Consider the following 25,623-nt stretch of genomic DNA (forward strand, 5'->3'; position numbering starts at 1 on the left):
ATGGCGGACGACCGCTCCTTCCTGTCCCGCGCCACGGCCCGCCTGGCCTCGCGCCTCGGTGCGGAAGGGCACGGCGGTCCGGGCAAGCCGCGCGCGCAGGCCCAGTGGCCGGACGCAGGGATGAAGGCCGTTCTGGAGGCCATGCAGGAACCGGCCCTGCTGGTGGACAAGGCGCTCGTCATACGGTTCTGCAATTCGACGACCCAGGCGACCTTTGGGCCCATGGCGGTCGGCGACCCCCTGTCCATCCGGTTCCGGGCTCCGGAACTTCTGTCGGCCGCGCAGTCGGTGCTGGAAACCGGCACTCCGAAGCGGGTGGAACTGGCCGAGAGGGCGCCGCGCGCACGCTCCTTCGGGGTGGAGATCGTGGGCATCCGCAAGACGTCCGATGGCGCGCCGGAGCTTTTGCTGTTCACCATGCAGGACCGCACCGCCGAGCGTCAGATAGAGCGGATGCGCACCGACTTCGTGGCCAATGCCAGCCATGAGTTGCGCACGCCGCTGGCATCCCTGATCGGCTTCATCGAAACGCTTCAGGGCCCGGCGCGCAACGACACCGCCGCCCGCGAGCGCTTCCTGGCCATCATGCGGGAGCAGGCCGGCCGCATGTCCCGGCTGATCGACGACCTTCTGTCCCTGTCGCGGATCGAGACGCGGCCCGCGCTCGGCCCGGCGGAGCGCGTCGATCTGTGCCGCATGTTGCAGGAGGTTCGGGATGCGCTCGAGGCACGTGCCCGCGCGGCCGGCCTGACACTGGAACTCGACGTGCCGGACACCGCCGTCGAGGTGAACGGCAGCCATGACGAACTGGCGCAGGTCTTCTCGAACCTCGTCGAAAACGCCATCAAATATGCCGGCGGCGGCGAACGCATCATCCTCGGGATACGTCCCGTGCCGAAGATGCAGTCGACCGTGGAAGCCTTCGTGCAGGATTTCGGGCGGGGCATCCCCGCCGAGCATGTTCCGCGCCTGACGGAACGCTTCTACCGCGTCGAAGAGGGGAAGGCCGCGAAGGCGGATGGGACGGGTCTTGGTCTGTCGATCGTGCGCAATATCCTGCAGCGCCACAACACGCGACTGCTGATTCAGTCGCGCCCTGGCGAGGGTTCCACCTTCGCAATGCGCTTCCCGAGCATGACGAAGAATCGCACATAACGTAAAAATCGTTATAGTTCAGTATATTGCGCTGTCATAAATTGGAAACCCAGCCGTCATATATCATTCGCGGCAAACCGGTAGAGGGTTAGCCGACCCGAAGACGGCGGCGCGACAGCACTGCGCGGGTCGAGGCAAATTCCAAAGACAACTCCCGAAGGAGTAGAACCCGTGACGACCAAGACCCTAGCGAGCCTCGCGCTCGGCGCAGCCTTCTTCATGTCCGCCGGGGCGCATGCCCAGTCGGTCAAACAGATCCAGATCGCCGGCTCCTCTACCGTACTGCCCTATGCACAGATCGTCGCCGAGAACTTCGGTGAGGTTTACCCCGATTTCCCGACGCCGATCGTCGAATCGGGCGGCACGTCCGGCGGTTTCCGCCAGTTCTGCCAGGGCGTCGGTTCGCAGACGGTCGACATCGCCAATGCCTCGCGCCGCATCAGCGACAGCGAGCGCAAGGCCTGCCAGGACGCCGGCGTAACCGATATCCAGGAAGTGCAGTTCGGCTATGACGGCATCGTCTTCGCCTCGGCCGCTTCCGGCCCCGACTTCGCCCTGACGCCCGAGCTGGTCTTCAACGCTTTGGCCGCGAAGGTGGTGAAGGACGGCCAGATCGTCGACAACACCGCCGCCACCTGGGCCGACGTCGACGCCTCGCTGCCGGCTCAGCCGATCTCGGCCTTCATCCCGGCCGAAAACCACGGCACGCGCGAAGTGTTCGACGAAAAGCTGCTGGCCGCAGGCTGCGAAGCTTCCGGCGCGCTCGAGGCCTTCACGGCTTCCGGCATGGACAAGAAGGCCGCGCACGACCAGTGCATCTCGGTCCGCGGCGGCAACATCACCACGGACATCTCCGGCGACTACACCGAGACCCTGTCGCGCATCGACGCAAACCCGCAGAGCGTCGGCGTCTTCGGTCTCGCCTTCTACGAGCAGAATCAGGATCGCCTGAAGGTTGCGACGATCAGCGGCGTGACGCCGAGCGTCGAAACCATTTCGGCCGGCGAATACCCGGTTTCGCGCCCGCTGTTCTTCTACGTCAAGAAGGCGCATGTCGGCGTCGTGCCGGGCCTGCAGGAGTTCGTCGAATTCTTCCTCGACGACCAGATGGTCGGCCCCGACGGCCCGCTGGCGCAGTACGGCCTGGTTCCGGCTCCGGACGCCGAGCGTGACGCCGTCCGCGAGAAGTTCACGGCCGGCACCATCATCGAAGGCTGATGCCCGCATAACGACCGGGCGCTCACGCGCCCGGTCATCGCCTGCCCGCGGCGCAATTCTGCCCGCGCGCTCTCCCGGCCTTCGACGAGCGTGAAACGATGTCCACACTTTCGATCGTTGCTACCGTCCTGCTGATTGCATTGGCGGGATATTTCATGGGCCGGGCCCGCGCCATGCGCCTGTCGGGCGAAGAGGGCGTCAAGCTTCATTCGCGCCCCGTCTACCATGGCTCCTATGTCTTCAGTTTCGTGGCCGTTCCGGCGATCGCGCTTCTGGCCGCCTGGGTGGCCTTCGCGCCGGTGCTGACCGCCAACGACATTTCCGGCCGCCTCGCCGAGGTCGAGACCACCCTGCCGCCGCATCTGGCGGCAAACATGGTGAGTTCGCTTGCCGCGGGTATCCGCGTACTGCCGGACGACGAGAAGCAGAACCTCGATACGGCAACGGTGGCCGAGTTGCGCCCCATCCTGCAGCGCCGCGGCATTCCGCTGGCCGCCGAGACGCAGGATTTCATGGTTCCGTTGGCCTTGCGGCAGATCGCCCTCGACGATTACAGCCGCCTCGGCATGAGCATCGCGGTGCTGGCCGTCGCCGTGGCGGGTCTTGTCTTCGCGCTGTCGCGCATCCATCGGCGCCTGAGGGCGCGCAACGCGGTCGAGGGCGTCGTCCGGGGATTTCTGATCCTCGCCTCGTCGCTCGCCATCCTGACGACGGTGGGCATCGTGTTCTCGATGCTGTTCGAATCCCTGGATTTCTTCTCGCGCATTCCGCCGGCCGACTTCTTCTTCGGAACGGTCTGGGAGCCGCGCTTCGCTGCCGCCGGCTCCACCGTGCAGGGGCAGTTCGGCCTCATCCCGCTGCTGCTCGGCACGCTCTACATCGGCTTCGTGGCCATGCTGTTCGCGGTGCCGGTGGGCCTGTTCGCGGCGATCTACATGGCGGAATACGCAAGCAACCCCGTGCGCGCCTTCGTCAAGCCGCTGCTGGAGGTGCTGGCCGGCATTCCCACCATCGTCTACGGCTTCTTCGCCCTCATCACCGTCGGCCCGTTCCTGCGCGACCTGTCGGCGCAGCTTGCCGGGCTGGCGACCGGTGATTACACCGCCTTCATCCAGGCGCAGAGCGTGCTGACGGCGGGCCTGGTGATGGGCATCATGCTGATCCCCTTCGTGTCGTCGCTGTCGGACGACATCATCACCGCCGTTCCGGGTTCGCTCCGCGATGGATCGCTGGGGCTGGGCGCGACGCGGTCGGAGACGATCAAGCGCGTCGTCCTGCCGGCGGCGCTGCCGGGCATCGTATCGGCCTTGCTGCTGACCGCGTCACGCGCCATCGGCGAAACCATGATCGTGGTGCTGGCGGCGGGCATCGCCGCCAACATCACCATCAACCCCTTCGAGGCCATGACGACGGTGACGATCAAGATCGTCAGCCAGTTGACGGGCGATCTCGACTTCACCTCGCCGCAGAGCCTCGTCGCCTTCGCGCTCGGCATCACGCTTTTCGTCATGACGCTGATCCTCAACGTCGTCGCCCTCTACATCGTGCGCAAATACCGGGAGCAGTACGACTGATGACCGACATTTCCATGGACAAGGCCGGCGCCGTCAGCAAGGCGCCCCCGCGCCGCGACATCGGCATCAAGCGTCGCTATGCCGCCGAACGCCGGTTCAAGGCCTACGGCATCACCGCCATCGCCATCGGCCTGATCTTCCTGTGCACGCTGCTCTGGACGGTCATCTCGCAGGGCTATACGGCCTTCTGGCAGACCGAGATCCGGCTGCCGATCAGCTTCTCGCAGGAGGTGATCGACCCCGACAATACGGGAGGCCAGGACGCTTCAGCCCTGATGCGCGCAAACTATCCGCGCCTGGCGCAGGACGCCATCGTGCAGCGCCTCGGCATCGACCCGTCCAACCGGCCGGAGGTGCAGCGCGCCGCGGGGCTTGTATCGCAGGGCGTTCGATTGCAGCTCCGCCAGATGGTGCTGGAGGATCCCTCCATCATCGGCACCACGCAGGATGTCTGGATATTCGCCAACTCCACGGTAGACAGCGCCCTGAAAGGCCAGTTCGACCTGTCCGTGGAGGAAGGCCGCAGGCCGCTGAACGACATGCAGTTGCGCTGGATGGACGAGCTCGAGCAGGCCGGCGACCTTGCGCAGCGCTTCAACACGGACTTCTTCACCAACGGCGCCTCGAGCCGTGCCGAAACGGCCGGCGTCGGCGTCGCCATCCTCGGCTCGCTCTACATGATGCTGATCGTGCTGGTGCTGTCGCTGCCCATCGGCGTCGCCGCGGCGATCTATCTCGAAGAGTTCGCGCCGAAGAACAAGCTGACCGATCTCATCGAGGTGAACATCAACAATCTGGCGGCGGTGCCATCGATCGTCTTCGGACTTCTCGGTCTTGCCGTGTTCATCAACTGGTTCGGCCTGCCGCGCTCGGCCTCGCTGGTGGGCGGGCTGGTGCTGACGCTGATGACCCTGCCGACGATCATCATCGCCACACGCGCGGCGTTGAAAGCGGTGCCGCCCTCCATCCGCGCGGCCGCGCTGGGCCTTGGCGCCTCACGCAACCAGATGGTGTTTCAACACGTCCTGCCGCTTGCCGCGCCCGGCATCCTCACCGGCACCATCATCGGCCTTGCCCAGGCGCTGGGCGAGACGGCGCCGCTGCTGCTGATCGGCATGGTTGCCTTCGTCGCCGACTTCCCGTCCGGTCCGATGAGCCCGGCGACGGCGCTGCCCGTGCAGATCTTCATGTGGGCCAACGAGGCCGACCGCGCCTTCGTGGAGCGCACCTCCGGCGCGATCATCGTGCTGCTTGCCTTCCTTGCATTCATGAATATCGCTGCGGTGCTTCTGCGCCGCCGGTTCGAACGTCGCTGGTAGGAGCGGCAGGAGCAGATCATGATGGAACATCTTCACATCACGGCCGCCCGGCCAGCAGGAAAGCTCGACATGCCCATCAAGATGCGCGGTGAGAAAGTCTCGGTCTTCTATGGCGCCAAGCAGGCGCTGTACGAGGTGGACCTGGATGTCGCGGAGCGGCAGGTGACGGCGCTGATCGGCCCGTCCGGTTGCGGCAAGTCGACCTTCCTGCGGACACTCAACCGCATGAACGACACGATCGAGGGTTGCCGCGTCGAAGGGCGGATCACGCTCGACGGCGACGACATCTACGACCGCGATCTCGACGTGGTGGAGCTGCGCGCCCGCGTCGGCATGGTGTTCCAGAAGCCGAACCCTTTCCCGAAGTCCATCTTCGAAAATGTCGGCTATGGACCGAAGATCCATGGCCTGGCCCGCAACAAGGCCGACCTTGAGGAAATCGTCGTCACCAGCCTCAAGCGGGCAGGCCTTTTCGAGGAGGTGAAGGATCGCCTCCACGAAGCCGGCACCGGATTGTCGGGCGGCCAGCAGCAGCGCCTCTGCATCGCGCGCGCCATCGCCGTGTCGCCCGAGGTGATCCTGATGGATGAGCCGTGCTCGGCGCTCGACCCGATCGCGACCGCGACCGTGGAAGAGCTGATCGACGAATTGAAGCAGAACTTCACGATCGTCATCGTGACGCACTCCATGCAACAGGCGGCGCGCGTATCGCAAAGCACGGCCATGTTCCACCTCGGGCGGATCGTGGAAGTCGGACCGACGGAGAAGATGTTCTCCAACCCGGACGACAAGCGCACGCAGGATTACATCACCGGCCGCTTCGGCTGACCGGGGGAGGGAAAACCATGGAAGACCATATCGTACGCTCTTACGATGAAGAGCTGAAATACATCATGCGCCGCATCTCCGAGATGGGCGGCCAGGCCGAGCGCATGGTGGAGCAATCGGTGCGCGCCCTGACCCGCAGCGACTTTTCGCTTGCCCAATCGGTGGTGGCGGACGACGTTCTCCTGGACGCAGCCCAGCGGGAGCTGGAAGAGCGCGCCATCCTGACGATCGCCAAGCGCCAGCCGATGGCGCAGGACCTGCGCGAGATCGTCGGCTCGATCCGCATCGCCTCCGACCTGGAGCGCATCGGCGACCTTGGCAAGAACATCGCCAAGCGCGTCATGGCGGTGCACGAGTTCGGGCAGCCGGTCCAGTTGACGCGCGGCATCGAGCATATGGCCGAGCTGGCCCTCGACCAGTTGAAGGACGTGCTGGACTCCTATGCGACGCGCGATACCGACCGCGCCGAAGCGGTGCGTGCCCGCGACGAAGATATCGACGCCATGTACACGTCGATCTTCCGCGAGCTCCTGACCTACATGATGGAAGATCCGCGCAACATCTCGGCCTGCACGCATCTTCTGTTCAGCGCCAAGAATATCGAGCGCATCGGCGATCACGCGACAAACATCGCCGAGACGATCTACTACATCAAGACAGGCCAGCAGATCGAGGACGAGCGTCCGAAGGGCGACCGCACCACCTCCATGGTGCTGCCGGTGAACGCCGCTACGGACAAGTGAGGACGCCGGGATGAACGCCAGGGTTACCGTTGTCGAAGACGAGGAGGCCCTCAGCGTCCTCCTGCGCTACAATCTGGAGGCCGAGGGCTTCACCGTCGACACCATCATGCGCGGTGACGAAGCCGATCTGCGCCTCAAGGAAGAGGTGCCCGACCTCCTGATTCTCGACTGGATGCTGCCGGGCCTCTCCGGTGTCGAGCTGTGCCGCCGCCTGCGTCTGCGGCCGGAAACCGAGCGCATGCCGATCATCCTGCTTACCGCGCGCGGCGAAGAGAGCGAGCGCGTGCGCGGCCTGTCGGTCGGCGCCGACGATTATGTGGTGAAACCCTTCTCCACCCCGGAGCTGATGGCCCGCGTGAAGGGCCTTCTGCGCCGGGCGAAGCCGGAGCGTATCTCGTCGCAATTGACGGCCGGCGACATAGACCTCGACCGCGAGACGCACCGCGTGCGCCGTGCCGGCCGCGAGGTGAAGCTGGGGCCGACGGAGTTCAAGCTGCTGGAGTTCCTGCTGCAGGCGCCCGGTCGGGTCTTCTCGCGAGAGCAGTTGCTGGACGGCGTCTGGGGCCGGGACATCTATGTCGACGAGCGCACGGTCGACGTGCATGTCGGCCGCCTGCGCAAGGCCATCAACCGCGGCCGCCAGCGCGATCCTATCCGCACCGTCCGCGGTGCCGGCTATGCGCTGGACGAAACCTTCGCGGCCGCCCGGCAGGCGGCTGCGCGCTAGACCTTACGGCGCGTCGGCGCATGGAAGTCGGGCGGGCGGCGGGCAATCCATTTCAGGAAGCCGGCAAGCTCGGGCCGCTCGCGCAGGCTTTGCCCTTCCAACTCCATCCGCGCCAGTTCGGTGTTGGTGAAATGCGCGTGCAGGGTGCGGTGGCAGATCGGATGGACCGGCACGATCTGCCGGCCGCCGCGGCTTTTCGGGACGGGGTGATGCCACTCCACGCGGCGGCCCAGCGGGCGGCCGCACAGCCAGCATGCGGCGGCCTCTTCCGCCATGGCGCTCAGAACTCTTCGTAGCGGGCAGGGTCCTGATCGGCCAGCCTGCCATCCGGCCGCGCCAGCGATGCGATCGTTTCCATGTCGCCTTGCGACAAGTCGAAATCGAAGACGGAGCGGTTCTCGATCTGGCGCTCATCCGATGTCGCCTTGGGCAGCGGGACGGCTCCCTGCTGCACCTGCCAGCGCAGGATGATCTGCGGAATGGTTCTGCCGTGCCGCCCGGCGATCTCGCCGATCGTTTCGTTGGTGATGATGTCGTTGGCGCGCCCGAGCGGGCTCCATGCCTGTGTCACGACGCCTTTCGAACGATCGAAGGCAAGCTGCCCGGCTTGTGGAAAATACGGGTGGAGTTCTACCTGATTGATAGCCGGCGCCACCCCGGTTTCCGCGATGATGCGCTCGATATGCTCCGGCAGGAAGTTGCAGACGCCGATGGTGCGGATAAGGCCGGCCTTCTGGGCATCCACGAGGGCCTGCCACGCTTCCACGTAAAGGCCCGTCTTCGGGTTGGGCCAATGGATAAGGTAGATATCCAGATGGTCGAGGCCGGTGCGGAACAGGGATTCCTCGACCGTGGCGCGCGCTTCCGCGTAGCGATGCCTGCGGCCGGGCAGCTTCGACGTGACACGGATCGTGTCGCGTGCAAGGCCGGAAGCCCTGACGGCGGCGCCGACGGCCCCCTCGTTTTCGTAGTTGAACGCCGAATCCAGCAGGCGGTATCCGTTGCGCATGGCCCGCACGATCGTTTCGACGCCAGCCTGGCCGTTCAACTTGTAAGTGCCGAAGCCGATAGCCGGAAGCTGCGTGCCGTCATTCAGCTTAAGATCGGGAATGGGTGTGTCCATGGATCGCGTCCTTCTGCTCTATCCGGTCCAGATAGGGCGCAGTGGCGACGACCGGGCAAAAAATCTGCGGCCCGGCCGGCCAAGGCTGTGCCGATCAGGCGAAGGCCTGCAATCCCGTCTGGGCGCGACCCAGGATAAGGGCGTGCACGTCGTGCGTGCCCTCATAGGTGTTGACCGTCTCGAGGTTCTGCAGGTGGCGCATCACGTGGTACTCGCCCATGATGCCGTTGCCGCCATGCATGTCACGCGCCATGCGGGCGATGTCCAGCGCCTTGCCGCAGTTGTTGCGCTTGACGAGGCTGATCGCTTCCGGCGCCAGGGCATCCTCGTCGAACAGGCGCCCGACGCGCAACGAGGCCTGCAGGCCCAGCGTGATCTCGGTCTGCATGTCGGCTAGCTTCTTCTGGACCAGTTGCGTGGCCGCCAGCGGACGATCGAACTGGATGCGCTCCAGCGTATAGTTGCGGGCGCGATGCCAGCAGTCTTCCGCAGCCCCCAGCACGCCCCAGGAGATGCCGTAGCGGGCCCGGTTGAGGCAGCCGAAGGGCCCTTTCAACCCGCTGACATGCGGCAGGAGCGCGGTTTCGGGAACGACGACCCCGTCCATGACGATCTCGCCGGTAACGGAGGCACGAAGCGACAGCTTGCCGTTGATCTTGGGCGCGGAAAGGCCCGCCATGCCCTTTTCCAGCACGAAGCCGCGTATGGCGCCGTCATGGGCGTCGGACTTGGCCCATACCACGAAGACGTCGGCGATGGGCGAATTGGAAATCCACATCTTGGCGCCGCTGATGCGGTAGCCGTCGGCGACCTTTTCCGCGCGCGTCTTCATGCCGTTCGGATCGGACCCGGCATCGGGCTCCGTCAGCCCGAAGCAGCCGATCCACTCGCCGGAGGCAAGCCGAGGCAGGTACTTCTGGCGCTGCTCTTCCGTTCCGTAGGCGTAGATCGGGTACATGACCAGCGAAGACTGCACGCTCATCATCGAGCGATAGCCGGAATCCACCCGCTCTACCTCGCGCGCGACGAGGCCGTAGGCGACATAGGATGCACCGGCGCAGCCGTAATCCTCGGGCAGGGTGACGCCGAGCAGGCCGAGCGCCCCCATCTCGCGGAAGATTTCCGGCTCGACCGTCTCGCGCTCATAGGCTTCGAGGATACGGGGTTGCAGCTTCTCCTGGGCGAAGTCCCGGGCGGAATCGCGGATCAACCGCTCATCCTCGGTCAACTGCCCTTCCAGCATGAACGCGTCCGCCCAGTCGAACCGGCCCATCGCAGGTTGTCCACCGGCAGGAAAAGCGTGTGTCATGTCCATGTCTCCCAATTCGATGGGCCTGCTATCGCACGAATTTCGCGCCGTCTCCACCCGCGCAGGCCTTGCCGAGCGGACTGGATTACGCCCTGCCCGCGGCAGGAAAGGGGCGGCCGAAGGCGCTTTTGGGGTTGTTATGACGCCCGGTTGACCTAGGCTTTCCCTGCACGAGCACAGGATGGGGGATGATGATGACAGACGTTCGGAGCGGCTTTGCCGCACTGGCCCTCGCAGCCTCGGTCTTCTTTGCCGGGGCCGCGCCGGCGACCGCGCAGACGCCGCCGGGCGTCCTGATCGTCGGCCAGATCGCCGAGCCGCAATCGCTGGACCCGCACCGGGTGACGGCGGCCAACGACTTCCGCATCCTGACGAATGTCTATGATGGCCTCGTTCGGTACGAAGCGGGTACGCTCGACCTGGAGCCGGCGCTTGCCACCGCCTGGGACATCTCGGAGGATGGGCTTACCTACACGTTCACGCTGCGCGAGGGCGTGACCTTTCACGATGGGTCGGCTTTCGACGCGCAAGCGGTGAAGTTCAACTTCGACAGGATGCTCGACGAGGCCCACCCGTTCCACAATACCGGGCCGTTTCCGCTGTCCTTTCAGTTCGATGCCGTCGACAGCGTCACGGTGATCGATCCGCTGACGGTCGAATTCACGCTGAAGGAGCCCTTCGCACCCTTTCTGTCCAACCTTGCCGCGCCGGTGGGCTTGATCGTTTCGCCTGCCGGGGTGGAAGCGACGGGCGGCGAGTTCGGCCGCAGCCCCTCGGGCACCGGGCCATTCCGCTTTGCCGAATGGGTGGCGAACCAGCGGGTGGTGGTGGAGGCCAACCCGGACTATTGGGACGGCGCCCCGCAACTCCAGGCCGTCGTCTTCCGGCCGATCACCGACGCCAATACACGGATTGCCGAGATGATGGCCGGCGGCATCGACGTTCTCGTTGAGACGCCCCCGGATAATGTCGCGGTCTTCCGCGACGATCCAACCTTCGCCGTGCACGAGACGGTCGGGCCGCATGTCTGGTACCTGATCCTGAACACGCGTGACGGCCCGTTTGCGGACAAGCGGGTGCGGCAGGCAATCAATTATGCCGTCGACAAGCAGGGCATCGTGGACAACATCCTGCAGGGCACGGCGGAGGTGGCCGCAGGCCCGATCCCGCCCGCTTTCGACTGGGCGACCGACCCGGGCATTGCGCCTTATCCGCACGATCCCGAACGCGCCAGGGCGCTGCTGGCCGAGGCCGGCGTGACGCAAGCGGACATGACCTTCCTGGTGACGGAAGGCGGTTCCGGCATGCTGGACCCGGTGCAGATGGCGACGGCCATCCAGTCGGATCTCGCCGCTGTCGGGCTGAACGCCAACATCCAGACCTACGAGTGGAACAGCTACCTTGCGCAGGTGAATGGCGGGCTTTCGGGCAAGGGCGACATGGCCGAAATGGCCTGGATGACGAACGATCCGGATACGCTGCCCTTTCTGACCCTGCATTCCAATGCGATGCCGGAGGCGGGCGGCTTCAATTCCGGCTATTACAGCAACCCGCATCTGGATGGCCTCCTGGATCAGGCCCGCACGGCGATCGACTTCGAAGAGCGGGCGGACCTTTACCGCGAAATCCAGGGCCTCGTGCATGAGGAGGCCCCCTGGCTCTTCGTCGCCAACTGGAAGCAGAACGCCGTGACGACGGCACGCGTGGAAGGGTTTACCCTGCAGCCCGATTTCACGCTGATCCTGCGCGACGTCGTGAAGAACTGAGGCAGGCATGGCGGCAACGATCCTGAAGCGCCTGCTGGCTGCCGTGCCGGTGCTTGTCGGGCTTTCGATCCTGGTCTTCGCCATCATGGCGATGATACCGGGAGATACGGCGCTGGCCATACTGGGATCCTATGCGACGCCCGAAAACGTCGCGCGGCTGAACGCGCAACTCGGCCTCGACCGGAGCCTGCCCGAACAATATCTGATCTGGGCCGGCAACCTGCTGCAGGGCGATCTGGGGCAATCCTACATCCTCAACCGTCCGGTGCTGGACGAGGTGTCCGAGCGGTTCTCCGCAACCCTGATCCTTGCCGGAACGGCCCTCGTCCTAGCCTCGCTGCTCGGCATCCTTGCCGGGGTCGTCTCGGCGGTCCGGCAATTCGGCTGGGCGGATCGCATCGTAACCTTCGCGGTGCTGATCGGCATTTCGATGCCGGCCTTCCTGCTGGGGCTGGTCTTCATTCTGGTGTTCGCGGTCCGGCTGCGCTGGCTGCCGGCCTCGGGCATGACGGCGGTCTATGGCGGGGGTGGGCCCGGCGATATCCTCAAGCATCTCATCCTGCCTGCATCCACGCTGGCGATCATCGCGGCGGGCGTTATTGCGCGGCTGTCGCGCGCGGCCATGCTGGAGGTGCTGCGGCAGGATTTCATCCGCACCGCGCGCGCCAAGGGGCTGCCCGAACGTCTCGTGGTGGGGCGGCACGCCCTGCGCGCCGCACTGGTGCAGATCATTCCCATCGTCGGGCTGCAGGCCGGCTTCGTGCTGGGCGGGGCGGTCTATGTGGAAACGGTGTTCCAGTGGCCGGGGCTGGGGGCCATGCTGGTGCAGGCGGTTTCGACGCGCGATCTGCTGCTGGTGCAGGGTGGTGTCCTGGTTGCGGCGGGCTGCTACGTCCTCGTCAATCTGGCGGCCGATATCGCCCAGGCGATGGTGGATCCGAGGCTGCGGGTATGACGATGCAGGCGCGCCCATCCACGCTGCGCCTTATCGTTGCCAACCGCCTTTCGGCAGCCGGCATGGCGCTGTTTATCCTGATCCTGCTGATCGCGCTTGCCGCGCCGCTGCTGCCCCTGCCGGACCCGGACGCGACGGACACCGCCGCAAGACTGCGGCCGCCCTTTTCGCCCGGGCATCTGCTCGGCACCGACCCGCTCGGCCGCGATGTCCTTGCCCGCCTTGTCTGGGGTACGCGCGTTTCACTGGCCGTCGGTATCGGCGCAACGCTGGTGGCGGCGGTGCTGGGCACGGCACTGGGGCTTGTGGCTGGCTATGCCGGCGCGCGCACCGATACGTTGCTGATGCGCCTGGTGGACATGCTGATGGCCTTTCCCTACGTGCTGCTGGCGCTGGCCATCGTCGCCGTCCTGGGGCCGGGGCTGATCAACGCCCTTTATGCCATTGCGATCGTCAACATACCCTTCTTTGCGCGCAACATAAGGGGGCGCGTGCTGGGGTTGAGCCACCAGCCCTTCGTGGACGCGGCGCGGCTGTCGGGCAAGGGCCATTTGTCGATCCTGGCGACCGAAATCTTCCCCAACATCCTGCCGGTCATCGTGGTGACGATGTCGTCTACCGTTGGCTGGATGATCCTGGAAACGGCCGGCCTGTCGTTCCTGGGGCTCGGCGCGCAGCCGCCGCAAGCCGATCTGGGCTCGATGCTGGGGCAGGGGCGGGCGCAACTCTTTACCGCGGCGCATGTGGCGCTGGTTCCCGGCCTGATGATCTTCATCCTGGTGATGAGCATCAATCTTGCCGGCGATGGCATCCGCGATGTCCTGGACCCGCGTCTGCGCTCGGGCGCGCTTGCGCGCCCGCAGGCCGTTACGGAAGTTGCGCGGCAGGCGGCTCCTGGGGCAGGGGCACGGACATCCACCCCGCAGACGGGGGCGCCCCTGTCGGTGGAGGGGCTGTCCGTCGGCTTTCGGTCGGGGCGGGCGATACGCCCGGCCGTGCGCGACGTTTCCCTGACGCTGCGGCAGGGCGAATGCCTGGGCGTGATCGGTGAGTCGGGCTCCGGCAAAAGCGTGACCGCCCTGTCGATCATGGGCCTCGTCGCCTCGCCCCCCGGTGTCATCACCGCCGGTGCGATCCGGCTGGATGGAGAAGATCTGCTGGATCGGCCTTCGCGGATGGCTTCCTTTCGCGGGGCAAGGGTGGCCTACATCTTCCAGGATCCGCTCACCAGCCTGCATCCCATGATGCCGGTGGGCCGCCAGATCGCCGAGGCGGTCACGGCACACCGCGCGGTTGGCCGTGCGGAAGCCCGCCGCCGTACCCTGGCGCTGATGGAACAGGTGGGGTTGCCGGACCCGGCCGGGCGATACGGCGCCTATCCGCATCAACTGTCCGGCGGCCAGCGCCAGCGTGTCGGCATCGCCATGGCGCTCGCCAACGATCCCGACATCCTCGTGGCGGATGAGCCGACGACGGCACTGGACGTGACGGTGCAGGCCCGCATCCTGACGCTGCTGAAGGACTTGCAGCGGCAGCGAGGGCTGTCGCTGCTGTTGATCACGCATGATTTCGGCGTCGTCGCCGGCATGTGCGACAGGGTGGCCGTAATGAAGGATGGTCGCATCGTGGAAGAGGGCGCCACGCGAAGCGTGCTCGATGCGCCGTCGCATGCCTATACGCGCCGCCTGATCGCCAGCGTGCCGAGGCCGGGCGAAGGCAGGCATTTCCTGTCGTGCGTCCGGGCCATGCGGGACATGGACGCCCTGGAGGCGCGCGCATGATCGTCCAGCCCGCCATCGAGGTCGAGAACCTCAACCGCACCTTCCGGCGCGGCGGCTGGCTGTCCAGCGGCAGTGACATCGTCGCCGTGTGCGACGCCACCTTCCAGGTGGCCCGGGGCGAGACCCTGGCGATCGTCGGGGAGTCCGGTTCCGGCAAGTCCACCATCGCGCGCATGCTCGTCGGCCTCGACAGGCCGACGCGCGGCACGATCCGCCTCGAGGGGCAGGATCTGTCCACGCTGACAGGGCGGGACCGGCGCATGCTCGGCCGCCGCATCCAGTACGTGTTCCAGGACCCGGTCGCCTCCCTGAACCCGCGCCACCGGATCGGCGAGATCCTCGGCAGTACGTTGGCGGGGCTTGCCGCAATGGCGGGCAGGGCCGCGCGCCGCGCTCGCATGGAAGAGCTGCTGCATCATGTGGGGCTGGAGGCCGAGTCGCTGCAGCGCTACCCGCACGAATTCTCGGGCGGGCAGGCGCAGCGCATCGCCATTGCCAGGGCGCTGGCCGCAGAGGCGCGCATCATCGTGCTGGACGAGCCCGTCAGCGCGCTGGACGTGTCGGTGCAGGCGCAGGTTCTGCTGCTGCTGGACAGGCTGAAGGCCGAGTTCGACCTGACCTATGTCTTCATCAGCCACGACCTTGCGGTCGTGGAGGCGATCTCCGATCGGGTGATGGTGATGCAAGGGGGCGAGATCGTGGAGACCGGGTCGGCCGAAGGGCTGTTCGCGGCGCCCCGGGCCGCCTATACGCGGTCGCTTCTGGCCAGCGCGCCGAGGCTGGATCGAGCGTCCGAAACGCTCTAAGAGGGCATTGGTCAACAAGGACGATCACCGATGAGCGATGGTACCCAGCACCGGGCCTTCATGATCTTCCTGACGATCGTGACGATCGGCTTTTTGTGGCTGATCCAGCCCTATATGGGGGCGGTGCTGTGGGCCATCGTGCTGGCCGTCATTTTCGACCCGGTCCACCGCCGCATCCAGTCCGGCATGAACGGCCGCGACTCGCTTGCCGCGGCGATCAGCGTTCTGGTGTGCATTCTCGTGGCGATCATTCCGATGGCCTTCCTGGTGGGCTCGATCGTGCAGGAGGGGCGGAGCCTCTACAGCCGCATGACGAGCGGTGGCTTCGAGCCGGCGGCCTACGGGCAGGCCCTCTACGACCGCCTGCCGAGCGAGCTGCAGGAGTTTCTGCAGGGGCTGGGCGCCGACAATCTTTCGGAGCGCATCACCTCGGCTGCGGCACAAGCGGGGCAGATCGTGGCCGGGCAGGCCTGGAATTTCGGGCAGGGGACGCTGGGCTTCTTCGTCGCCGTGGGCCTGATGATCTATCTTCTGTTCTTCCTGTTCCGCGATGGCGACCGGATCGCCCGGGCCCTGCGCAACGCATCGCCGCTGCGGCCGGATCATACCGAAGCGATCCTGAGCCGCTTCATATCCGTGGTGCGCGCCACCGTGCGCGGCAATTTCATTATTGCAGGGTTGCAGGGCGCCATCGGCGGCATCGCCTTCTGGTCGCTTGGTGTCAACGGCGCGGTGCTGTGGGGCACCATCATGGCCTTCCTGTCGCTGCTGCCGGCCGTCGGCGCAGCCATCGTCTGGATGCCGGTCGCGCTTCACTTCCTGCTGACGGGCGAATACGTCAAGGGCGCCATCCTGATCGGCGTCGGCGTCGCTGTCATCGGCCTCGTCGACAACGTGCTGCGGCCGCCGTTGGTGGGCAAGGAAACCCGGCTTCCCGACTATATGGTCCTGTTTTCGACGGTCGGCGGCCTGACCCTGCTCGGCATCAACGGTTTCATCATCGGTCCGCTGATCGCCGCCCTGTTCGTAACGGTCTGGTCTCTCTACACCGAAGAGCGGCGCAAGCGGCCGCAGCTTATCACGACCGATCGCTGAGAACGCGCCGGACGGCATCCTCCCACCCGGCCAGCTTGCGGTTTCGCAGGTCCTGCCGCATCGAGGGCTCGAACCGCCGGTCGAGGTTCCAGCGTTCGGCGAAGCCATCCATGTCCGGCCAGACGCCGCAATGGCGGCCCGCCAGCCAGGCGGCACCGAGGGCGGTCGTCTCCAGGACGGTGGGCCGGTCGACCGGGGCGTCCAGAAGGTCGGCAAGCCGCTGCATGGTCCAGTCGCTGGCAACCATGCCGCCGTCCACGCGCAACACGGTGTCGGAAGCGGCGGGCCAGTCGCGCCGCATGGCATGCAGCAGATCGGCCGTCTGGTAGCAGACGGCCTCCAGCGCCGCCCTGGCGAAGTCGTCCGGCCCGGTATCGCGCGTCAACCCGAAGATCGCACCGCGCGCGTCGGCATCCCACCAGGGCGCGCCCAGCCCGGTAAAGGCCGGCACCAGATACACATCCTGCCTGTCGTCGACGCGCTCGGCCATCAGGCCCGTGTCGGAGGCGCGCTGCACGATCTTCAACCCGTCGCGCAGCCATTGCACCGCCGCCCCGGCAATGAAGATGGAGCCTTCCAGCGCATAGGTGGACTGTCCGTCGAGGCGGTAGGCCAGCGTCGACAGAAGGCGGTTGCCGGAACGCACCCGCTCGGTCCCGGTGTTGAGGACGGCGAAGCAGCCGGTGCCGTAGGTGGATTTCATCATGCCCGGCCTGAAGCAGGCATTGCCCAGGACGGCGGCGTGCTGGTCGCCTGCCATTCCGCAGATGCGGATGGCCCCGCCAAAGAGGGCAGGGTCCGTTTCGCCGAAATCGGCGGCGCAGTCGCGAATGTCGGGCAGCAGTGCGGCGGGTACGTCGACCAGCCGCAACAGCTCTTCGTCCCAGGCGTTGGCCGCGGTATCGAACAGCATGGTCCGGGCGGCGTTGGTTGCATCGGTCAGGTGGGTGCGGCCGCCCGTCAGCCGCCAGAGGAGAAACGTATCGACCGTCCCGAAGGCCAGCTTGCCCTCTTCGGCCCTTGCGCGCGCGCCGTCCACATTATCGAGAATCCAGGCGATCTTGGTGCCCGAGAAATACGAGTCGATGACAAGACCGGTCTTGTCCATGACGGTGGCTTCCGCGCCGTCGCGCACCAGTTGCCGGCAGCGTTCGGCGGTGCGCCTGTCCTGCCAGACGATGGCGTTGTGGATCGGCCGGCCCGTGCCCCGCTCCCAGATGATGGTCGTCTCTCGCTGGTTGGTGATGCCGAGGCCGGCAATGTCCGCTGCCGACAGCGACGCATCGGCCAGCGCCCGCTTTACGGTTGCAAGGACAGTGCGCCAGATTTCTTCGGGGTCATGCTCCACCCAGCCGGATTGCGGCAGGATCTGGCCGAACTCCTCCTGCGCGACGCCAACCACCCGGAAGGACGCGTCGAAGACGATGGCGCGCGTGGATGTCGTGCCCTGGTCGATGGCGAGGATATAGCCGGACATGGGTTTTGGGTCCTCCCGTTGGGTCTGTGGCGGCGGTGAAATGAAGGGGCCGGACCTCTCGGCCCGGCCCCTTTCGATGGATGACAGATATGCCGCAGCGGCTCAATTGGCCGGGGCCGCGTCCGCGCGGTCGCCGGGGGCCGCATCGGCCCAGCTTTTCACCAGCTCGTCGTAATTGACGGTGATGGGCGTTTCCTTCTCGTTTTCCTTCTTGGGCTGGGGCGCAAGCGTGCCGTTGGCCTTGGCCTGCTCGACCCAGTATTCCATGTCGTGCTCCTCGTTCAGGACGGGGCCCTTGTCGCCCTGCACGCCGGCACGCTCCAGGCGGGCCATCACGCGCTCCTGCTCCTCGCAGAGGGAGTCCATCGCCTCCTGCGGGGTCTTGTTGCCGGCGGCCGCATCGCCGATGGCCTGCCACCAGAGCTGCGCCAGCTTGGGGTAGTCCGGAACGTTGGTGCCGGTGGGCGACCATTGCTTGCGGGCCGGCGACCGGTAGAACTCGACAAGGCCGCCCAGATTCTTGGCGCGGTCGGTGAAGCTCTTGTCGCGGATGGTGGATTCACGCACGAACGTCAGGCCGACATGGCTTTTCTTGACGTCGACCGTCTTGGACGAGACGAACTGAGCATACAGCCAGGCCGCCTTGGCACGCTCGGTCGGGGTGGATTGCATCAGCAGCCACGAGCCGACGTCCTGGTAGCCGAGCTTCATGCCCTCGACCCAGTAGACGCCATGCGGCGACGGAGCCATGCGCCACTTCGGCGTGCCGTCCTCGTTGACGACGGGCAGGCCTTCCTTGACCGCATCGGCGGTGAAGGCCGTGTACCAGAAGATCTGCTGGGCGATCTCGCCCTGCGCCGGCACCGGGCCGCTTTCCGAGAAGGTCATGCCCTGGGCCGACGGCGGGGCATAGGCCTTGAGCCATTCGAGATACTTTTCGATGGAATAGACGGCTGCCGGTCCGTTGGTATCGCCGCCCCGGGCGACGCAGGAGCCGACCGGCTGCGACTTGTCGTTGACGCGGATGCCCCATTCGTCGACGGGCAGGCCGTTGGGCAGGCCCTTGTCGCCATTGCCGGCCATGGACAGCCAGGCATCGGTGAAGCGCCAGCCGAGCGAGGGGTCCTTCTTGCCATAGTCCATATGGCCGTAGACCTTCTTGCCGTCGATCTCGCGGCCGGTGAAGAACTTGGCGATATCCTCATAGGCCGACCAGTTGACCGGCACGCCGAGGTCGTAGCCGTATTCGGCCTTGAAGTCCGCCTTGTTCTTCTCGTCGTTGAACCAGTCGTAGCGGAACCAGTAGAGGTTCGCGAATTGCTGGTCGGGCAACTGGTACAGCTTGCCGTCCGGCGCGGTGGTGAAGCTGGTGCCGATGAAATCGGCCAGGTCCAGGCCCGGATTGGTGACGTCGGCGCCTTCGCCGGCCATCCAGTCGGTCAGGTTGCGCACCTGGTTGTAGCGCCAGTGCGTGCCGATCAGATCGGAGTCGTTGACATAGGCGTCGTAGATGTTCTCGCCCGACTGCATCTGCGTCTGCAGCTTCTCGATCACGTCGCCTTCGCCGATGATATCGTGCGTCAGCTTGATGCCGGTGATGTCGGAGAACGCCTTGGCCAGCACCTTCGACTCGTAGTCGTGGGTGGTGATGTTTTCGGAGACGACCTTGATCTCCATGCCGGCGAAGGGCTTCGCCGCATCGATGAACCATTGCATCTCCGCTTCCTGCTGCGCGCGATCCAGCGTCGACAACTCGCCGATCTCGCTGTCCAGGAATGTCTTCGCGGCGTCCATGTCGGCCGCCGCGGGGCCGGCCGCGACCATGATCGCAAGGCTAGCGGCACCCAGCATCCATCTCGTCTTCATGAAGATTCCTCCCAGGAACGATGTTGACCGGAGATAAACCCGTTCCCGCGCGACCGGCGGCGCGCGGCGGGCACAGTCACGCCGCTTCAGACGAAGCGGAACACCAGCCCCGCATAGGCGAGGCAGACGAGAAGCGCCGGCCACAAGGTCGCGTCCTCGAAGAAGAAAAGAGAGCCGAGGCATATGAAGGCCGAGCCGAGCAGCGACAGGAACAGGCGGTCGCCGCGTGTCGTCTCGAAGCGCAGTATGCCGTAGCGCGGGCCGCCTCCCGGTGACACGACCTCCCAGACGCCCATCAGGGCGATCAGCAGGGCGATGGTCAGGAAGAAGATCGCCGTCGGCCATGTCCAGGCCATCCATGAGAAATCGGGCATGGTCACCTCCGTCAGACCCGGCCCAGGGCAAAGCCCTTGGCGATGTAGTTGCGGACGAACCAGATGACGATCGCGCCGGGGATGATCGTCAGCGCGCCGGCCGCGGCGAGCACGCCCCAGTCCATGCCGGAAGCCGAGACGGTGCGCGTCATGATGGCCGAGATGGGCTTGGCGTCCGTCACCGTCAGCGTGCGGGCGATCAACAGCTCGACCCACGAGAACATGAAGCAGAAGAAGGCCGCCACTCCGATGCCGCTGGCGATGAGCGGCATGAAGATCTTGAAGAAGAAGCGCGGGAAGGAGTAGCCGTCGATATAGGCGGTCTCGTCGATCTCCTTCGGCACGCCCGACATGAAGCCTTCCAGAATCCAGACCGCCAGCGGCACGTTGAACAGGCAGTGCGCCAGCGCCACCGCGATATGCGTGTCGATGAGGCCGAATGCCGAGTAGAGCTGGAAGAAGGGCAGGGCGAACACGGCCGGCGGCGCCATGCGGTTGGTCAGCAGCCAGAAGAAGAGGTGCTTGTCGCCCAGGAAGCGATAGCGCGAGAATGCATAGGCGGCCGGCAGCGCCACTGCCACGGAGATGACCGTGTTCATCGCCACGTAGATCATCGAGTTGATGTAGCCGCGATACCAGGACGGATCGGTCAGGATGGTGCGGTAATTGTCCAGCGTCGGGTTGATCGGCCACAGCGTGACGCCGCTGATGATCTCCTGATTGGTCTTGAAGCTCATATTGACCAGCCAGTAGATCGGCACCAGCAGGAACAGGATGTAGAGGGCCGGTATCAGCGCCTTGGCATGGAAGCGCCGGCTGGCGGCCTGTGCCGAGCGGCGCTTGAGGGCATCTTCGGCATGCAGGGCGGGCGGCACGGAGGCCGCCGGATGGGTGAGGCTGCTCATGACTGGTCCCCCTGGCCCTGCGGCCGGTCCACGCCGACATTCGTCATCACGGTGTAGAAAACCCACGACAGGGCCAGCACGATCAGGAAGTAGATCAGGCTCATCGCTGCCGCCGGGCCGAGGTCGAACTGGCCGACCGCCGTCTTGACGAGGTCGATCGACAGGAAGGTTGTGGAATTGCCGGGTCCGCCGCCGGTGACGACGAAGGGCTCGGTGTAGATCATGAAGGAGTCCATGAAGCGCAGCAGGACGGCGATCACCAGCACACGGCCCATCTTCGGCAACTGGATGTAGCGGAAGACCGCCCAGCGCGAGGCGCCGTCGATGCGGGCGGCCTGGTAATAGGCATCGGGAATGGAGACGAGGCCGGCATAGCACAGAAGCACGACGAGGCTTGTCCAGTGCCAGACATCCATCACGATGACGGTGATCCAGGCGTCCAGCGGGTTCTGCACGTAATTATAGTCGATGCCGAGCCGCGTCAGGGTGGCGCCGAGAAGGCCGATATCGGTGCGTCCGAAGACCTGCCATATGGTGCCCACCACGTTCCACGGGATCAGCAGCGGCAACGCCATCAGCACCAGGCACACCGGAACCCAGAAACCCTTGCGCGGCATGGCAAGCGCCACCACGATCCCCAGCGGCACCTCGATCGCCAGGATGATCGCCGAAAACAGAAGGTTGCGGCCCAGCGCATCGTGGAACCTCGAGGATTGCAGGATTTCGGTGAACCACTCCGTGCCGGCCCAGAAGAACTCGTTCTGGCCGAACGTGTCCTGCACCGAGTAGTTGACGACCGTCATCAGCGGGATCACCGCCGAAAAGGCGACGAGGACAAGCACCGGCAGGACCATCAGCCAGGCGCGGTTGTTCCAGGTTTTGTCCATCGGTCAGGCCCTCCCGCCCACAAGCCAGGAATCGGCATACAGGTTGACGGCGCGCGGCTCGAAAAGCACCGCCGCATCGGCCGGAACCGGCGCGTCGTCGGTCAGTACCGCGGTCAGCTTTTCGTCGCCGAGGCGCGACCGCACGATGCGGCTGGAGCCGATATCCTCGACCTTGTCGATGGTGATCGGCAGCGCACCGTGGGTGCCCGCCGGCACGACGCGGACGAATTCCGGCCGGACGCCGATCTGCGTGCGGGCATCGACCGCTGCCGTCAGGCCCGGCGGCAAGGGCAGGCGCTGCCCGCCGACGAAGGCGACGCCATCGGCGAGGCGGCAGGACAGGACATTCATGCCCGGAGAGCCGATGAAATAACCGACGAAAGTGTGCTTCGGCCGCTCGAACAGCTCTTCCGGCGTGCCGATCTGCACCACTTCGCCCTCGTACATCACCACTACCTTGTCGGCGAAGGTGAGCGCTTCCGTCTGATCGTGGGTGACGTAGATCATCGTGGTGCCGAACTGGCCGTGCAGCTCTTTCAACTGCGAGCGCAGGATCCACTTCATGTGCGGGTCGATGACGGTCAGCGGCTCATCGAACAGGATGGCGGCGACGTCCGAGCGGACCAGTCCGCGCCCCAGCGAGATTTTCTGCTTTTCGTCGGCGGTCAGGCCGCGCGCCTTGCGGCCCGCCTTGTCGGCAAGCCCGAGCCGCTCCAGCATGGCGGCCACGCGGCGGCCGATCTCGGCCTCGGGCACACGGCGGTTGCGCAGGGGAAAGGCGAGGTTTTCCGCAACGGTCATCGTGTCGTAGATCACCGGAAACTGGAACACCTGCGCGATGTTGCGGCGCTCGGGCGAGAGGTCCGTCACGTCACGCTCGTCGAAGAGGATGCGCCCCTCGGTGGGGGTCAGCAGGCCCGACATGATGTTGAGCAGCGTGGTCTTGCCGCAGCCGGACGGGCCCAGCAGCGCATAGGCGCCGCCATCGTCGAACGTATGGTCGATCTGCCGCAGGGCATAGGTGCCCGCGGCGGCCAGTTGCGGCGTGTAGGCGTGGCGGAGGCGATCAAGGCGGATACTGGCCATCGGCGTTTTCCCTCAAGCCGCCCGGCTGGCGGCGCGCGTCCGGTCGATGCGGCGGCCATCGGCGGTGAACAGCATCATGTCGGCCGCATCGAAGGCCAGCTCCATCGTCTCGCCCGGCTGCATGCGGCGCACGCCCGGCAGCACGGCGACGAGCCGGGCGCCCGCGCCATCCGCGTGGGCGAAGGTCTGCGATCCGGTGACCTCGGATGTCAAAAGGCGGGCAACGAGCCTGCCCCGCGCTGCGGTGGCCGCGTCCGGATGGAGCTGGTGCGCCCGTATGCCGAGTGCATAGGCGCCGTCGCCCAGCCCGGCCAGCGTGCCGGCGGGCAGTGTCAGGCCATCGGACCCCACGAGGGCGCCGCCGGAGACGGTCAGCCCGATGACGTTGAGGGGCGGGTCCGACATGATGCGCGCCGTTTCCAGGTCGGCCGGCTGCCTGTAGAGCTCGCTCGTCGGGCCGACGGCCGTGACGCGGCCCTGCCGCAGGGTCACCGTGCGCCCGCCCAGCAGCAAGGCTTCGGTGGGCTCTGTCGTGGCGTAGACGAAGATCGCCCCCGTCTCGCTGAAGATGCGGGGCAATTCCTCTCGCAGCTCCTCGCGGAGCTTGTAGTCGAGATTGGCCAGCGGCTCGTCCAGCAGCACCAGGTCGGCGCCCTTCACGATGGCGCGGGCCAGCGCGGTGCGTTGTTGCTGGCCGCCGGACAGGTTCAGCGGCGTCCTGTCGAGATAGGGCTCCAGCTTCATGAGACGCGCGGCGCGGGCCACCGCGGCATCGATATCGGCGCGGCTGCGCCCGGCGACGCGCAGCGGGGAGGCGATGTTCTCGCGCACGGTCATCGCCGGATAGTTGATGAATTGCTGGTACACCATGGCCACGTTGCGGCGGCGCACGGACACGCCCGTCACGTCGACCCCGTCCATCAGGATGCGCCCGCTCGTGGGCTTGTCGAGGCCAGCCATCAGGCGCATGAGGCTCGTCTTGCCGCTCAGGGTAGCGCCCAGAAGGACGGTCAGCGTTCCGCGCTCGAGCGAGAGGGATACGTCGCCGATATGCGTCTCGGCCCCGACACGCTTTTCCACATCGATGAGTTGCAGCACCGTTTCCTCCCGTGCGTGCACCAGGCAGATGTCACTCTGCCGCCAGTTGCGGCCTTGCGATTTCCTCGACCCTGTTTTCCAGGGTTTGTCTTTCGTCCGGGGCGAAAACCAGCCCCAGCTTGGACCGCCGCCAGAGGATGTCCTCGGCGCTCATGGCCCACTCCCGTTCCACCATCCACCGCACTTCCCCCTCGTGCAGGCCATGGCCGAGATCGGCTCCAAGGTCGGCGGCGATGGCAAGCGCATCCGTGCCGTAGGCGCTCACCATGCGCGTCCGCGTGGCCGAATCCAAGCCGGGCGCGATGTCGCCCAGACGCGCTTCCAGCGCGGCAACGCCATCCAGCGGAAAATCGCCGCCGGGCAATGGCTGCGTGCCGGTAAAGGCAGGTCCACGCACGCCGAGGCGGCTTTCGATCTCGCCGAGCGCGTCTTCGGCCAGCTTGCGGTAGGTGGTGATCTTGCCGCCGAAGATGTTGAGCAGCGGCGCTTCGCCGACGTCGCCCTCGGTCTTCAGGACGTAGTCGCGCGTGGCTTCCTGCGCCTTGCCGGCATGATCGTCGAACAGCGGGCGCACGCCCGAGAAGCTCCAGACGATGTCGTCGCGCCGCAGCGGTTTTTCGAAATACTCGCTGGCGGCGGCGATCAGGTAGTCGATCTCTTCGTCGCATATGGCGGCTTTTGCCGGGTCGCCTTCATAGTCGCGGTCCGTCGTTCCGACCAGCGTGGTGCCCGAATGGTAGGGAATGGCGAAGATGATGCGGCCGTCGGCATTCTGGAAGATGTAGGCCCGGTCATGCTCGTACAGTTGGCGCAGCACGATATGCGAGCCCTGGACAAGCCGGACATTATGGGGCGACGCATGCCCGACGACGCCGGCCAGCACCCCGTCGACCCATGGCCCGGCGGCATTGACCAGAAACCGTGCCTCGACATCGCTTTCGGCACCCGTGCGCAGATCGCGAAGCCGGATCTGCCAGCCACCCGCCACGCGCCGGGCGGAAACGACTTCGGTGCGCACGGCGATGCCGGCGCCGCGCGCCGCCGCGTCACGCGCATTCAGGACGACGAGGCGCGTATCGTCCACGCGCGCGTCGGAATATTCGAAGCCCTTGCGAAACTCGGGCTTGAGCGGTGCCCCCATCGGGCCGGTCAGGTCTACCGCCGTGGTTGCCGGCAGCCGCTTTCGCCCGCCGAGGTGATCGTACAGGAAAAGCCCGGTACGCAGCAGCCAGGCGGGCCGCAGCCCCTTGTGCAATGGCAGGATGAAGCGCAGGGGCCGCACGATATGCGGGGCGATGGCCCAGATGACCTCGCGCTCGGCCAGCGCCTCGCGGACAAGCCGAAACTCGTAATGTTCGAGGTAGCGCAACCCGCCATGGATGAGCTTGGTGCTCCACGACGAGGTGCCGCAGCCAAGGTCGCCGCGCTCTGCCAGCATGACCGAAAATCCACGGCCGGCCGCGTCCCGCGCGATGCCGCAGCCGTTGATTCCGCCACCGATGATAAAGACATCCAGCATGTTTCGCCGCCA

At 66.0% G+C, this 25,623-nt stretch carries 23 protein-coding genes; 12 read left to right on the top strand and 11 right to left on the bottom strand.

Annotated features, from left to right (window positions below):
• The 7 genes from AUL31_RS00770 (at position 1) to phoB (ending at position 7,564) form a co-directional block, all read left to right on the top strand.
• On the top strand, positions 1-1,155 hold the full coding sequence (locus AUL31_RS00770) for an ATP-binding protein (protein WP_060600019.1): 1,155 nt from the start codon (positions 1-3) through the stop codon (positions 1,153-1,155).
• Positions 1,156-1,374: 219 nt separating this feature from the next.
• Entirely contained in the window at positions 1,375-2,373 is a 999-nt protein-coding gene (locus AUL31_RS00775) for a PstS family phosphate ABC transporter substrate-binding protein (RefSeq protein WP_060600477.1), read from the top strand.
• 98 nt (positions 2,374-2,471) lie between these two features.
• Complete coding sequence (gene pstC, locus AUL31_RS00780; RefSeq protein ID WP_060600020.1) at positions 2,472-3,947, top strand: phosphate ABC transporter permease subunit PstC; 1,476 nt, start codon at positions 2,472-2,474, stop codon at positions 3,945-3,947.
• Positions 3,947-5,266: a phosphate ABC transporter permease PstA gene (pstA, locus tag AUL31_RS00785; RefSeq protein ID WP_060600024.1), complete on the top strand. Its 1,320-nt coding sequence runs from the start codon at positions 3,947-3,949 to the stop codon at positions 5,264-5,266. Before pstC ends, pstA begins: the two co-directional genes overlap by 1 nt.
• Positions 5,267-5,284: 18 nt before the next feature.
• A complete protein-coding gene (gene pstB, locus AUL31_RS00790) occupies positions 5,285-6,094 on the top strand; it encodes a phosphate ABC transporter ATP-binding protein PstB (RefSeq protein ID WP_060600026.1) in 810 nt (269 codons plus the stop codon).
• Positions 6,095-6,111: 17 nt separating this feature from the next.
• Entirely contained in the window at positions 6,112-6,837 is a 726-nt protein-coding gene (gene phoU, locus AUL31_RS00795; protein ID WP_060600028.1) for a phosphate signaling complex protein PhoU, read from the top strand.
• A 10-nt stretch (positions 6,838-6,847) separates the two neighbouring features.
• Positions 6,848-7,564 carry a phosphate regulon transcriptional regulator PhoB gene (gene phoB / locus AUL31_RS00800; protein ID WP_060600030.1) on the top strand — a complete coding sequence of 239 codons (717 nt, stop codon included), beginning with the start codon at positions 6,848-6,850 and terminating at the stop codon, positions 7,562-7,564.
• On the opposite strand, the gene AUL31_RS00805 is transcribed toward phoB, so the two are convergent.
• The 3 genes from AUL31_RS00805 to AUL31_RS00815 all read right to left on the bottom strand — a co-directional run bounded on the left by AUL31_RS00805 (position 7,561) and on the right by AUL31_RS00815 (position 9,996).
• On the bottom strand, positions 7,561-7,839 hold the full coding sequence (locus AUL31_RS00805; protein ID WP_060600032.1) for an HNH endonuclease: 279 nt from the start codon (positions 7,837-7,839) through the stop codon (positions 7,561-7,563). The two genes, phoB and AUL31_RS00805, sit on opposite strands and share 4 nt — an antisense overlap.
• A 5-nt stretch (positions 7,840-7,844) precedes the next feature.
• Entirely contained in the window at positions 7,845-8,687 is an 843-nt protein-coding gene (locus AUL31_RS00810) for an aldo/keto reductase (RefSeq protein WP_060600035.1), read from the bottom strand.
• 94 nt (positions 8,688-8,781) lie between these two features.
• Positions 8,782-9,996 (bottom strand): acyl-CoA dehydrogenase, encoded by a 1,215-nt coding sequence (locus AUL31_RS00815; protein ID WP_060600479.1) that lies wholly within the window; start codon positions 9,994-9,996, stop codon positions 8,782-8,784.
• 188 nt (positions 9,997-10,184) lie between these two features.
• Between AUL31_RS00815 and AUL31_RS00820 the strand changes: the two genes are divergently transcribed.
• The 5 genes from AUL31_RS00820 to AUL31_RS00840 are packed head-to-tail and all read left to right on the top strand — an operon-like array spanning position 10,185 to position 16,399.
• Complete coding sequence (locus tag AUL31_RS00820) at positions 10,185-11,762, top strand: ABC transporter substrate-binding protein (RefSeq protein WP_244489285.1); 1,578 nt, start codon at positions 10,185-10,187, stop codon at positions 11,760-11,762.
• A 7-nt stretch (positions 11,763-11,769) separates the two neighbouring features.
• Positions 11,770-12,717, top strand: coding sequence for an ABC transporter permease (locus AUL31_RS00825; protein ID WP_060600036.1), 948 nt, complete (start codon positions 11,770-11,772; stop codon positions 12,715-12,717).
• Positions 12,714-14,498 (top strand): dipeptide/oligopeptide/nickel ABC transporter permease/ATP-binding protein, encoded by a 1,785-nt coding sequence (locus tag AUL31_RS00830; RefSeq protein ID WP_060600038.1) that lies wholly within the window; start codon positions 12,714-12,716, stop codon positions 14,496-14,498. Before AUL31_RS00825 ends, AUL31_RS00830 begins: the two co-directional genes overlap by 4 nt.
• Positions 14,498-15,304, top strand: a complete 807-nt coding sequence (locus AUL31_RS00835; protein ID WP_143190145.1) for an ATP-binding cassette domain-containing protein — start codon at positions 14,498-14,500, stop codon at positions 15,302-15,304. Before AUL31_RS00830 ends, AUL31_RS00835 begins: the two co-directional genes overlap by 1 nt.
• 30 nt (positions 15,305-15,334) lie before the next feature.
• Positions 15,335-16,399: an AI-2E family transporter gene (locus AUL31_RS00840; RefSeq protein ID WP_060600048.1), complete on the top strand. Its 1,065-nt coding sequence runs from the start codon at positions 15,335-15,337 to the stop codon at positions 16,397-16,399.
• On the opposite strand, the gene glpK is transcribed toward AUL31_RS00840, so the two are convergent.
• The 8 genes from glpK to glpD all read right to left on the bottom strand — a co-directional run bounded on the left by glpK (position 16,383) and on the right by glpD (position 25,611).
• Positions 16,383-17,876, bottom strand: coding sequence for a glycerol kinase GlpK (gene glpK, locus AUL31_RS00845; RefSeq protein WP_060600049.1), 1,494 nt, complete (start codon positions 17,874-17,876; stop codon positions 16,383-16,385). The genes AUL31_RS00840 and glpK overlap by 17 nt on opposite strands.
• 102 nt (positions 17,877-17,978) lie before the next feature.
• Complete coding sequence (locus AUL31_RS00850; protein ID WP_060600051.1) at positions 17,979-19,742, bottom strand: ABC transporter substrate-binding protein; 1,764 nt, start codon at positions 19,740-19,742, stop codon at positions 17,979-17,981.
• Between the two features lie 86 nt (positions 19,743-19,828).
• Positions 19,829-20,116 (bottom strand): DUF2160 domain-containing protein, encoded by a 288-nt coding sequence (locus tag AUL31_RS00855; RefSeq protein ID WP_060600054.1) that lies wholly within the window; start codon positions 20,114-20,116, stop codon positions 19,829-19,831.
• Between the two features lie 11 nt (positions 20,117-20,127).
• On the bottom strand, positions 20,128-21,021 hold the full coding sequence (locus AUL31_RS00860; RefSeq protein ID WP_060600055.1) for a carbohydrate ABC transporter permease: 894 nt from the start codon (positions 21,019-21,021) through the stop codon (positions 20,128-20,130).
• On the bottom strand, positions 21,018-21,908 hold the full coding sequence (locus tag AUL31_RS00865; RefSeq protein ID WP_060600057.1) for a carbohydrate ABC transporter permease: 891 nt from the start codon (positions 21,906-21,908) through the stop codon (positions 21,018-21,020). Before AUL31_RS00865 ends, AUL31_RS00860 begins: the two co-directional genes overlap by 4 nt.
• 3 nt (positions 21,909-21,911) lie before the next feature.
• Positions 21,912-22,994 carry an ABC transporter ATP-binding protein gene (locus tag AUL31_RS00870; protein ID WP_060600059.1) on the bottom strand — a complete coding sequence of 361 codons (1,083 nt, stop codon included), beginning with the start codon at positions 22,992-22,994 and terminating at the stop codon, positions 21,912-21,914.
• Positions 22,995-23,006: 12 nt separating this feature from the next.
• Positions 23,007-24,092 carry an ABC transporter ATP-binding protein gene (locus AUL31_RS00875; protein ID WP_060600061.1) on the bottom strand — a complete coding sequence of 362 codons (1,086 nt, stop codon included), beginning with the start codon at positions 24,090-24,092 and terminating at the stop codon, positions 23,007-23,009.
• A 31-nt stretch (positions 24,093-24,123) separates the two neighbouring features.
• Positions 24,124-25,611 carry a glycerol-3-phosphate dehydrogenase gene (glpD, locus tag AUL31_RS00880; protein ID WP_244489286.1) on the bottom strand — a complete coding sequence of 496 codons (1,488 nt, stop codon included), beginning with the start codon at positions 25,609-25,611 and terminating at the stop codon, positions 24,124-24,126.
• Positions 25,612-25,623: the final 12 nt, after the last annotated feature.

Source organism: Aureimonas altamirensis (genome assembly GCF_001463885.1).
Lineage (GTDB): Bacteria > Pseudomonadota > Alphaproteobacteria > Rhizobiales > Rhizobiaceae > Aureimonas > Aureimonas altamirensis.